9 protein-coding genes are annotated in these 11,994 nt (G+C 51.3%); 7 read left to right on the top strand and 2 right to left on the bottom strand.

Going from position 1 to position 11,994, the window contains the following annotated elements; genetic code table 11:
- The first annotated feature begins 96 nt into the window (after positions 1-96).
- Entirely contained in the window at positions 97-423 is a 327-nt protein-coding gene (locus ABD949_RS19550) for a nucleotide pyrophosphohydrolase (RefSeq protein WP_345246105.1), read from the top strand.
- 117 nt (positions 424-540) lie between these two features.
- On the opposite strand, the gene ABD949_RS19545 is transcribed toward ABD949_RS19550, so the two are convergent.
- Positions 541-1,086 (bottom strand): DUF3347 domain-containing protein, encoded by a 546-nt coding sequence (locus tag ABD949_RS19545; RefSeq protein WP_345246103.1) that lies wholly within the window; start codon positions 1,084-1,086, stop codon positions 541-543.
- A 553-nt stretch (positions 1,087-1,639) separates the two neighbouring features.
- Between ABD949_RS19545 and ABD949_RS19540 the strand changes: the two genes are divergently transcribed.
- The gene (locus ABD949_RS19540) at positions 1,640-3,346 is read left to right on the top strand and encodes an AMP-binding protein (protein WP_345246101.1); all 1,707 of its coding nucleotides are present in this window, start codon (positions 1,640-1,642) and stop codon (positions 3,344-3,346) included.
- A gap of 87 nt (positions 3,347-3,433) precedes the next feature.
- On the opposite strand, the gene ABD949_RS19535 is transcribed toward ABD949_RS19540, so the two are convergent.
- Positions 3,434-3,880 carry a LytR/AlgR family response regulator transcription factor gene (locus ABD949_RS19535; protein WP_345246099.1) on the bottom strand — a complete coding sequence of 149 codons (447 nt, stop codon included), beginning with the start codon at positions 3,878-3,880 and terminating at the stop codon, positions 3,434-3,436.
- 252 nt (positions 3,881-4,132) lie between these two features.
- Here ABD949_RS19535 and cysM point away from each other — a divergent pair, with 252 nt between their 5' ends.
- The 5 genes from cysM to ABD949_RS19510 all read left to right on the top strand — a co-directional run bounded on the left by cysM (position 4,133) and on the right by ABD949_RS19510 (position 11,986).
- Positions 4,133-5,008 (top strand): cysteine synthase CysM, encoded by an 876-nt coding sequence (gene cysM, locus ABD949_RS19530; protein ID WP_345246097.1) that lies wholly within the window; start codon positions 4,133-4,135, stop codon positions 5,006-5,008.
- Positions 5,009-5,088: 80 nt separating this feature from the next.
- Positions 5,089-6,123 carry a quinone-dependent dihydroorotate dehydrogenase gene (locus ABD949_RS19525; RefSeq protein ID WP_345246107.1) on the top strand — a complete coding sequence of 345 codons (1,035 nt, stop codon included), beginning with the start codon at positions 5,089-5,091 and terminating at the stop codon, positions 6,121-6,123.
- A gap of 137 nt (positions 6,124-6,260) precedes the next feature.
- A complete protein-coding gene (locus tag ABD949_RS19520) occupies positions 6,261-8,768 on the top strand; it encodes an FtsK/SpoIIIE family DNA translocase (RefSeq protein WP_345246095.1) in 2,508 nt (835 codons plus the stop codon).
- Between the two features lie 97 nt (positions 8,769-8,865).
- Positions 8,866-9,513: an outer membrane lipoprotein periplasmic chaperone LolA1 gene (lolA1, locus tag ABD949_RS19515; protein ID WP_345246093.1), complete on the top strand. Its 648-nt coding sequence runs from the start codon at positions 8,866-8,868 to the stop codon at positions 9,511-9,513.
- A gap of 184 nt (positions 9,514-9,697) precedes the next feature.
- Entirely contained in the window at positions 9,698-11,986 is a 2,289-nt protein-coding gene (locus tag ABD949_RS19510) for a sensor histidine kinase (protein ID WP_345246091.1), read from the top strand.
- Positions 11,987-11,994 lie beyond the last annotated feature (8 nt).

Here is an 11,994-nt window from a genome sequence, read left to right as displayed (position 1 = left end):
GCCGGTGCCGAGGCATCTTAATTGTAATTCAATCAGCAAGATGCCTCGGCACCGGCCGCCCGGCTGCGTCGGCATGACAAAAATTAACCCCAAATTATGACGTTAAAGGAGGCACAGGACACCGTTGATGTATGGATAAAGACCGTAGGTATACGGTACTTCAGTGAGCTGACCAATATGGCGATTTTGACCGAAGAGGTTGGCGAAGTAGCCAGAATAATGGCCCGACGCTACGGGGAGCAATCGGAAAAGGAATCCGACGAAAGCAAAGACCTGAGTGATGAAATGGCCGATGTTCTCTGGGTACTCATCTGCCTCGCCAACCAGACCGGGATTGATCTGACCGAAGCCTTTCAGAAGAACCTCGACAAAAAGAACATCCGTGACGCAACGCGGCATAAGGATAACCAGAAGCTCAGGTAGTTAGCCGTGATGTGGCCTTTGCAACCATCATCACCCAAAAGCTGAAGGCTTTGCCTTCTTAATAAACACAAAAGCCATTGGGTATCCAATGGCTTTTGTGTAGCGGCCGATGGCCTCTCAGATCTCTTCGGTTACTTTGCCGCACTTCATCATCCGACTGCCGTAGTAGGGGTTGGCAATCTCTTTTTTGCTGCTCAGCCACGCGGCTCCCTTGCCATCAGCGGCCATTGGGCAGTATTGCACATAGGTCTTCTCCGGCTTATATTCTTTGGCGAAAGCAGTCATTTCTTTAGAAAGCAGCTCAAAATGACTACGCTGTTTCTCTACGTTTTTGTTCTTTTGAATCTCACGTGCATGCTTCTCCAGGTTCCGGCTGTAAACATCAAAAGATTTCATCTCCGCAGCAGACATCTTGCTGTGGTCAACTGCCTTCAGGGTCTTTAGGAATGCATCAGCCTGCTGGCCGGCTTCTTTGGCGTTGGTAGCCACCAGCGCATCCTTTATCGTGTAATAAGCCGCCAGTACTTTACCGGCTTCCTGTTTCATCTGGCCACCCGACTGGCTGGTTTTAGCGGTCGGGTGATGCCCCTCATGCTGAGCCAGTACCGGAACGCTCACCAACAGAGCTATTATTAAAGCGGCTACTTTTCCTGATTGTATCATGGTATACTTTCTGTGATTAGGTTAGACAATTGATTTGACTACTTTTAAAGGTTTTCGTTTAATCCGGGAGCGTGTTGAACCTGCAAAATAAAGACAAAAGTCTGAGAAAACCGTAAACAGTCCTCATGCCCAAAAGTCTCTCAAGCGGTGGCTGTTCATCGGGTTGTGACGTTGGTTTGCCCCGAAAACAAGTAACCCCAACGGAAGCGCCGTTGGGGTTAACTACTGTTTGGTTCAAGGTATTTTTAATTTTCCACTAACAGTCGCTAATGCGTTAGAGAAGGTGGCCTGTTATTGAATTAGGTATTTAACATATTTGGATCGCTTTTGTTTAATTGTAAATCGAACAATATACGAGCAGGGTCAATAAAATGCGGGTAAAGGTTTACTGGTAAGCGGTTTGCGCTACTTTGAGTTCTGCCGGAGTGGTGTCTGAGCGCAAGCCTGTAACTAATGTGACACAGCAGACCTGCGCGGTTATTTAGTGGTGTCGCATAAAACCTTTCCTGTTTTCGTTTTATTTTTGCTAAAAAACATCCAAACGCTATACACTATGCAGACCCCCTCAACAACGAAGTCATTTCCATGGCATAAGTTTTATCCCGAGGGCGTTCCGACAGAAATAAATCCGGACGCTTATCCATCACTAGTGAGTTTAATGGAAGAAGGCTTTGAGCGCTTTGCCGCTCAGCCGGCCTTTGCCAACATGGGCAAACAATTAACTTTTAGAGAAGTAGATACATTATCCCGTCAGTTTGCGGCTTTTCTGCAGCATGATCTGGGCCTTCAGAAAGGAGACCGGCTCGCGATTCAGATGCCTAACCTGCTGCAATACCCGGTTGCCATGTTTGGCGCCTTGCGGGCCGGCCTGACGGTAGTCAATACCAATCCCCTCTACACTCCCCGCGAAATGCAGCACCAGTTTAAGGACTCGGGCGCTAAGGCCATTGTAATCCTGGCCAACTTCGCGGCTAACCTGGAGAAAATCATTGCGCAAACGGACATCGAGCATGTTATCCTCACTAAGATTGGTGATATGCAGGGCTTCCCCAAGAAGCACATCGTGAATGCCGTGGTGAAGCACGTCAAGAAAATGGTGCCGGCTTATCAATTGCCGGATGCTATTTCGTTTGAAAATGCGCTTCGGCGGGGTGCGCGCCATACGTTGAAGCCGGTTACCCTGACCGGTAATGACATGGCGTTTATCCAGTATACCGGCGGAACTACCGGCGTATCAAAGGGGGCCATACTCACCCACCGCAATGTGGTGGCTAACGTAGAGGCCAACGACGCCTGGCTTCAGCCGATGCTGAAGCAAATGGGCAATAAGGCAGGTGTGGTGGTAGCAGCTCTGCCATTGTACCATATTTATGCGCTTACGGTCAACGCCATGTCGTCGCTCAAGAGCGGTTCTATGAACCTGCTTATTACAAATCCCCGTGATTTGAATGCCTTCATCAACGACCTGAAGAAGTACGAAATCACCATGTTTACGGGGGTAAACACACTCTATAACGGTCTGCTGAACCACCCCCGCATCAAAGAAGTAGATTTCAGTCACCTGAAGATTACGTCTGCTGGTGGTATGGCGCTGCAGAGCACGGTGGCTAAGCGCTGGCAGGAACTGACGGGTTGTTTGCCGGCCGAAGGCTATGGTTTGTCGGAGACTTCTCCTGTGTTATCGTCGAATCCGCTGGTCGGTGAAAATCGGGTCGGGACAATTGGCGTACCCTGGCCCAGCACCGAAATGAAGATTATGAACGAAGACGGTACCGAAGCTGCCCAGGGCGAACCGGGCGAGATCTGGGCGCGGGGTCCGCAGGTGTTTGCCGGGTATTTCAACCGGCCGGATGAAACGGCTAAGGTGATGGAGGGCGAGTGGTTCAAGACCGGCGATATTGGGGTTATGGACGAAGATGGCTTCTTCCGAATTGTCGACCGCAAGAAAGATATGATCCTGGTCTCCGGCTTTAATGTATACCCCAACGAAGTAGAAGACGTCGTGGCGCAATGCCCCGGTGTGCTGGAAGTCGCCTGTGTGGGTATCCCCGATGCCAGATCGACCGAGACCGTGAAAATCTTTGTGGTAAAGAAAGATTTGGAACTGACTGAGGAAGCCATTCGGAGCTACTGCCGCGAGAACCTGACCGCTTACAAGGTTCCGAAGTACATTGAGTTTAGAAACGAATTGCCGAAAACAAACGTAGGTAAGATTCTGCGCCGGTCGCTTCGCGAAGAAGAATTGGCGAAACAGAAGTAAGTGAAATTGAATGTAACGGCAAGCGCCGGCCGGCTATCCATACTAGCCGGCCGGCGCTTGTTCTTTACCGGGGCGAAAAGCGAACGATCAGGCGGTTGCCACCAGCGGCATTCCGCTTAACGCCCGTATTTCCTGCTGAAAATCCTGAATCTGTTTCATAACCAGGTTTGTTTTCCGACGGGATACCTCAACCCGGTCGCCGTTGGCTAGTACCACGGTTACCTGCTGGTTATCGTACCGAACATCATTCAGGTACATCAGGTTGATGATGTTTTTTTTGTGGAGCCTTACAAACAGCAAAGGCGGCAGCCGGGCCTCCATTTTTTTCAGCGTCAGCGAGACCACCAGTTCACTGCCGTCGTTGAAATGGAACCGCGTGTAATTTCCTTCACCTTCCAGGCGCATAATTCGGTACATCGGCATTTTTTTACGGTAACCCCAAAACGGCAGTGTCAACTCTGACATATGAAAATGGCGGGAAATTTCTTCCAGGCCGGCAGTAGTAAACTGGTATGTATAAAGCGGCTTTTCCATGGTTAAACATTATAGGCGGTTGATAAAGGTAGCCTCATGGGTAGACGGACACGCTTGTTGAACCAGCCTTACACATGAAGGAGCACAATAATATATATATTTCATAACCAAACAATTACGGATTTGAATTTTTTGGATTGTACCATTTGGTTACATGCAAAGTTTTTTTTGAACGGTAAAAATTGGCCTGTAATGAACTAATTTTTCCTCCTGGTTTTTATTCCGGATAATACATCACCCCATTCTGTATACATGGCCACCCTGCTTGATCTCGTTGGGAATACTCCGCTGGTTGAACTAAATCGCTTACATACCAAATCAAACGTCCGGCTGTTTGGCAAGCTGGAGGGTCAAAACCCCGGCGGTAGCGTGAAAGACCGCCCGGCCTACGGCATGATTAAAGGCGCTATTGAGCGCGGTGAACTGAAGCCCGGTATGCGGCTGATCGAGGCTACCAGCGGCAATACCGGCATTGCGCTGGCGATGATTGCCCGGCTGTATGGCGTCGATATTGACCTGATCATGCCCGAAAGCTCCACCAAAGAGCGGGTTCAGACGATGCAGGCCTTTGGCGCCCGGGTGATCCTGACCGAATCGATGGAGTCGGCCCGCGATTATGCCGAAGCGCAGGTAACAAAGGGAGGCTATCTGCTGCTCAACCAGTTTGCCAATCCCGATAACTACATGGCTCACTACCACTCGACAGGGCCGGAGATCTGGCGTGATACCAACGGCCAGGTAACGCATTTTGTCTCCTCTATGGGCACAACGGGTACCATCATGGGTACCTCCCGGTACCTGAAAGAGCAAAACCCGGCCGTGCAGATTGTCGGCTGCCAGCCCACCGATGGCTCTTCCATCCCGGGCATCCGGAAATGGCCGGTCGAATACCTGCCGAAGATATTTGAGCCCCAGCGGGTCGATCGCATCATGGAGGTATCGCAGGAAGATGCCGTAACCATGACCCGCAAACTGGCTAAGGTAGAAGGCGTATTCGCCGGGATGAGCAGCGGGGGATCCGTACATGCCGCGCTGAAGCTGGTTGACGAACTGGAAGAAGGCGTTGTGGTCTGCATCATCTGCGACCGGGGGGACCGCTACCTGTCGTCTGATCTGTTTGCGGAGTAACGTTCCGGCCAGCAGGGATGCTGGCTGAGATTTACCGGTCAGCATCCCTGCTGGCCGGGACATTTTTGTATTTTTGCGCCATGTACAAGCGCATACTGCTGCCCATTCTGTTCCGCTTCGATGCCGAAACCATTCACCATCTTGTTACTTCCGCGTTAAAAACTGCCTTTAAAATTCCGGGTGTGCCGGCGTTGGCCCGACGATGGTTTGTCGTGACCGACCCCCAACTGGAGCGACAGGTTTTTGGCCTGACGTTTCCGAATCCGGTCGGGTTGGCCGCCGGTTTTGATAAAAATGCCGAGCTGGTTAATGAGCTAAGTGATCTGGGCTTTGGCTTTATTGAAGTGGGTACCGTTACCCCGCGCCCGCAGCCGGGTAACCCACGGCCCCGGCTGTTCCGGCTTAAAGCCGATCAGGGACTGATTAATCGGATGGGGTTCAACAATAAAGGGGCCCGCCCGGCCGCTGAACGGCTGCGGCACCGTCGGGCGGGTATTCTGGTAGGTGGTAATATTGGAAAAAACAAAGACACGCCTAACGAAAACGCGCTCGACGACTACCTCCTCTGCTTTCACGACCTGTTTCCAGTGGTCGATTATTTTGTAGTGAACGTAAGCTCGCCGAATACCCCCGGCCTGCGGGCGTTGCAGGAGAAGGAGCCGCTGACCCGTATTTTGCAGCGGCTGCAGCAGGAGAACCAGGCGCAGGCCCAGCCCAAGCCCATTCTGCTGAAAATTGCGCCGGACCTGACCAATAGTCAGTTAGACGACATCATCGACATTGTAGCCACCACCGGTATCGCCGGGGTCATTGCCACCAACACCACCATCAGCCGCGATGGGCTCAGAACGGATAGCCAGACCATGGAGGCCATTGGCGCCGGGGGAGTGAGTGGACAGCCGCTGCGCCAGCGGGCTACGGAAGTGATCCGTTACCTCCACCAGCAATCCGGCGGAGCCTTCCCCATTATCGGCGTGGGCGGTATCAATTCGGCCGACGATGCGCTCGAAAAGCTTCAGGCCGGAGCCAGCCTTGTTCAGATTTACACCGGATTTATTTACGAAGGTCCCGGCATCGCCAGGAAGATCTGTGAGTCCCTACGGAATAGCCGGTAGTCGTTTAATCACTTTCTACCCACTATCGACGATTGACCATCGACTAATACCTAAAAGTTCTTCCTCTTTTCGTTAAAATCGCAGACATTTATAGTGTAGCCGTTTTTTGTCTGCCAACTGGGCTACACACCAACTGTATGGCGCCAACTACCGTTAAACAAAATACCATCCGCCGACCCGAGCGCGCTCCCAAAGAAGAGCCGCCCAAAAAGGCCTGGACGCTGAATTTCGACCAGGTATTTTCTGATAAGCGCAATAACCTGACCCTGGGTGTGCTGATGATGATGCTCAGTGGCGGGTTGTTCTTTGCGTTTGTGTCTTACCTGTTCAACGGACAGGCGGATCAGAGTACCATCAATGCGGCATTCCGCGCACCGTTGCGGGAAACCGGCGAAGAAACCCGGAACTGGCTGGGCCTGGCGGGGGCCTATATTGCACATGTCTTTGTGTTTCGCTGGTTTGGGGTGGGTGCGCTGGGTCTGCCGGTCATTGCTTTTCTCGCCGGCTGCAAGGTCGCCTTTGGAACCGAGTTGCTGCCGCTTCGCCGGACTACGAAGGCTATTCTGTTTTTGTCGTTCTGGATTAGTCTGTTACTGGGCTATATCGTGCTGGTGACGGATAGCGTACAGGACTATAGCATCTGGTGTGGCGGTCTGGGCTATGAGCTGAACGTAGCGCTATATGGACTAATTGGCTGGGGTAATGTTGCCCTGATCGGTTTTCTGCTGTTCTGTTTTGTCGTTTTCTTCTTTAATGTGACCTCACTCCAGTGGCCGTCCAGGTCAACCAATACGTCTGCGCCGTCTCCCCGGCCGTCTACCACCCGCTTTGATCGGGTTGAGGATAGTTACGACGATATTGACGATGAGATACTGGCTGACGAAATACCGGAGCCCGCGCCGGTGGCGGTTGTCGAACCGGCTCCACCTACAGCACCGGCCGCCCCTGTCGCCGAAGAAACCACCCGGGAACTGAGTTTACCAACGCCAGCTTCTGCGCCTAGACCGGCTGCCAAGCCGGGTAGCCTGACTTTTACCATAGAAGATACAACCGCCGTCGTGGAGGCTGAGTCCATAACACCGGTATTCGACGTAGAGCCGGTAACAGGAGAGGACCTGCTGTCTACCCACGGCCTGTATGACCCAACGCTCGATCTGCCCCGGTATCAGTTTCCGACGGCGGAACTGCTGACAGACTACCCGGAAAGCCAGAAGGCCCAGGTAGGCGCCGACGAACTCGAAGCCAATAAAGACCGTATTGTTGAAACACTACAGAACTACGGCATCACCATTGACCACATCAAGGCTACCATCGGACCCACGGTAACGCTTTACGAAATTGTGCCGTCGGCGGGCGTGCGCATTTCCAAGATTAAAAGCCTGGAAGATGATATTGCCCTGAACCTGGCGGCTCTCGGTATCCGGATTATTGCCCCCATGCCGGGCAAAGGGACCATTGGCATTGAAGTGCCAAACAAGAACCGGGAAATGGTGTCGATCCGGTCGGTGATGACCAGCGACAAATTTGCCAAGAGTACGTATGAACTGCCGGTGGTGCTGGGGAAGACCATTTCCAACGAAATATACGTAGCCGACCTGGCCAAGATGCCGCACCTGCTCATGGCCGGGGCTACTGGTCAGGGTAAGTCGGTGGGTCTGAATGTGCTGCTGACGTCGTTGATCTACAAAAAGCACCCATCGCAGCTCAAGCTGGTCCTGGTCGACCCGAAAAAGGTGGAATTGACTCTGTTCAACAAACTGGAACGCCACTTCCTGGCTAAACTGCCCGATTCCGACGAAGCGATCATTACCGATACCAAGAAGGTAGTGAATACACTGAACTCGCTGTGTATCGAGATGGATAACCGCTATAACCTGCTGAAAGATGCCGGTTGCCGCAACCTGAAAGAATACAACGCCAAGTTTGTGCAGCGCCGGCTGAGCCCCGAGAAAGGCCACCGTTTCCTGCCTTATATTGTGCTGATCGTGGATGAGCTGGCCGACCTGATGATGACAGCCGGTAAGGAAGTGGAGCAGCCCATTGCCCGGCTGGCGCAGTTGGCGCGGGCCATCGGTATTCACCTCGTAGTGGCTACGCAACGGCCATCCGTCAATGTGATTACGGGTTTGATTAAAGCCAACTTCCCGGCCCGGTTGTCGTTTAAGGTAACGTCGAAGATCGACTCGCGGACAATTCTGGATACCGGCGGAGCCGAGCAACTGGTAGGAATGGGCGATATGCTGCTGTCGTCTAACTCCGACCTGATCCGGCTCCAGTGCCCGTTTGTCGATACGAACGAAATTGAGGAAATCTGCGACTTCGTAGGCAATCAGCGTGGCTACGAGGATGCTTATGCCCTGCCCGAATTTGTTGGTGACGACGGCGGTATACCAGACGACAAAGATGTTGATCTGGAAAACCGCGATCCTATGTTCGACGAGGCCGCCCGTCTGGTGGTAATTCACCAGCAGGGCAGTACCTCCCTGATTCAGCGCCGGCTGAAGCTGGGCTATAACCGGGCCGGGCGGCTCATCGACCAGTTGGAGGCAGCCGGAATTGTGGGGCCGTTTGAGGGTAGTAAGGCCCGTGAGGTGCTGATCCATGACACGCAGGTGTTAGAAGAACGGTTGAAGGAGATGAGTTAATTAAACTTTTCCTTCTAAATACTGTCTAAGTACAAAACGAATTGCCAATTTTGCTGGCAATTTTGGTTCTGGATTAACACCATAAGACACTATTGTGATGAGAAAAATAGCATTGATCTTCAGTCTGGCAGTCGGTATGCTGGGTTCGGCAGCGGCTACGGATGCATTCGCACAGAAGGACAAACGGGCAGAGGCCATACTCGACGCCATGAGTAAAAAATACAAAGCTATGCCGGCTTACCAGGCGGCTTTCTCGTATACCGCGCCGGGTGCCAAGCCATACACCGGCGACCTGACCGTCAAAGACAATAAGTTTCGTCTGAAACTAGCCGGGCAGGACGTCTACAACGATGGTAAAACCATGTATACCTACATTAAAGAGTCGAATGAGGTAAACGTGCAGGATTACGACAACAGCGCCACCGGCGATTTTAACCCGGCCCGTATTTATTCGATCTACAAAGAAGGCTACAACTACAAGCACCTGAAAGAGCAGAAGCAGGGTGGTCGCACGGTCGATGTCATTGAATTGACGCCGGAGAAGAAAAATACGCAGATTTCTAAAGTGCAGATTAATGTCGATAAAGCGGATAAATCGGTGCGGAGCTGGCAGATTACCGACAAGAGCGGTAAGGTGACCAACTATACGATCACCAGCTTTACGCCGAACGCTAAAGTAGCCGACAATTATTTTGTGTTCGATAAATCGAAATTCCCTGGGGTGGAGGTAGTTGATCTCCGCTAAGAACAGGTAATACTTTTAATGCAAAAGCCGGGCAATCGTCCGGCTTTTGTCGTTTGCAGCCCCTGGGCTTCCGATTACTAACTCCTGCAACCTGCTACTACCTCAAAGACGCTAATGAGAATACTATTGTCTATCTTTCTGTACCGATAGCATCAGGTCACTTTTAGGTTATACATCCACATTTATGAAAAAAGTAATTTTTCTACTTTTCCTGCTTGTAACCGGAATCACGGCTGCCTTAGCGCAATCTGGTCTTCCCTCCGCTTACGTCATCAGGACAGATACAGCGGCTTATTACCAGCTCGATAGCGCCGGTTACCAGATTCTGCCGGAACAGGCCCAATGGACCATTGAGCAGGTGACCAGTGCCGCCTTTTCGACCAGCTTTCGCCCGGCAGATCGTATTGAAGGTAATAAAGTCCAGGCATACTGGTTTCGGTTTCGGCTCAAAAACGAACGGACTCAGGAGGCCAGATTGTACCTTGGCAATCAGCTGGATTATTTCGATCTGTATACGCAGAACCCGGCCGGGGGTTGGCAGCGTCAGCGGACGGGACGTCGGGTTGCGTTTGCCGGGCGGGATGGGTTAAAAGCCAGTCAGGCCCTGCCTGTCACAATTCCGGCCGGGCAGGAGGTCATCATTTATCAACGCTGGGAAGATCCCTTTCTGAGCTATTATACGCCTTTAGAACTGATACCAACATTTACGTTTGAGGACAAGCTTTTGAATTCTGTTTACGTAGATAGGCTCGAAAATAACCGGGAGCAAATAGTATTGCTACAGGCAATTTTTTGGGGAATAGCGTTAATTATGGCGCTGTATAACCTCTGTGTCTATCTTGGCGTGCGAGAGCGTGTCTTTTTATATTATACATTATTCCTTTTTTTCTTTGGTTTTTCCCGAATGCCAGCTTCCATCCGGCCGTATCTGTTTCCTGATTTTTCCGATTCTATTTATTATAGTCAGGTAGCCGCCTATATTCTTACTGACTTATTTCTAATTCAGTTTATCCGCAGTTTTCTGCAATCGGCAACCCGACTCCCAATACGGGATAAGTGGCTGGTGAGGTTAACTATAGCCTGGGCTATTCTGAGACCGATAGAATTTTATTTTACGCTTACCGGACATCCTACATCTACTGTCGAAATTTTCCTGAATGCCGGAATCAGCTCGCTGGCATACATTACCTACTTTATTCTGTTCGTCATGATTATTCTGGTATTGGTTCAGGCAGCTCGTAAAAATTACGAAGGAGCCAAACTGCTGGCCAGTTCAATTATACCATTGTTTCTGCTAATGATTGTTGGGCGTTTAATTTATGCATTGCTAGGTGGGGGTACTAGCGGTGCTAAATCTCCTTACGAAAAACTATTGGATAATCAGTACTATAACACTGAGATTATTGAAGGGTTAGCCACGGTTTGGCTAGTATTCCTATTTTCAGGAGCACTCTCCCTGCGCTATACCCGTATGCGAAAGGAGATCGCTGAGCAGGCTCTGGAGAAGGAAAGGCTGGAGAAAGAACGGGAGCGGGAGCGCAACCAGTTGATTGAAGCGCAGAAAGTAGAACTCGAACGGCAGGTGGCAGAACGAACCGCCGAGGTGGTAGCTCAGAAAGAAGAAATAGAGGCCCAGCGCGACAGCCTGGCCCAAACGCTGCGCGACCTGCAGAATACGCAGACTCAACTCATTCACAAAGAAAAAATGGCATCGTTGGGCGAGTTGACGGCCGGGATTGCCCATGAGATTCAGAACCCGCTCAACTTTGTCAATAACTTCGCTGAGTCGAGTGTCGGTCTGCTGACAGAACTTCACGAGGGACCCATTCAGACGGTAGGCGATCCGGAGAAGAAAGAAGAGGCCGAAGATCTGCTGGAGGATCTCAACCAGAACCTGCAGCGGATATGTCATCATGGCAAACGAGCAGGTAGTATTGTCAGGGGTATGCTGGAACACAGCCGGGCTGGTTCAGGCGAAAAGACGCCCACAGACCTGAATCAATTGGTTGAGGATTACCTGCGACTGGCTTATCAGAATGTGCGGGCCAAGGACGAAAGCTTTGAAGCGGATCTTCGTCTGGAACTGGATCATGGCCTGGAGAAGATACCGGTCATGGCCCAGGAAATGAGCCGTGTGCTGTTAAATCTATACAGCAATGCGTTTTACGCTGTGCAGGAAAAGCGCCGGCAGCAGAACGGACGCTTTCAACCGCAGGTAACGGTGAGTACGCATACCATCAACGGAAAGGTGGAAATTAGCGTAAAGGATAACGGGACGGGAATACCTACTACTATTTTGAATAAGATTTACCAGCCCTTTTTCACCACTAAACCCACGGGGCAGGGTAACACCGGTTTAGGATTATCACTGAGCTACGACATTGTAACCAAAGGACACGGGGGCGAAATGGCTGTTCAAACCGAAGAAGGAGAGTACACCAAAATGATCGTAAGCTTACCGGTAGCACCCTAAACTACTTT

Source organism: Nibrella saemangeumensis (assembly GCF_039541915.1).
In the GTDB taxonomy this organism is placed as follows: domain Bacteria; phylum Bacteroidota; class Bacteroidia; order Cytophagales; family Spirosomataceae; genus Nibrella; species Nibrella saemangeumensis.
This window is presented reverse-complemented; position numbering and strand designations above follow the sequence as displayed.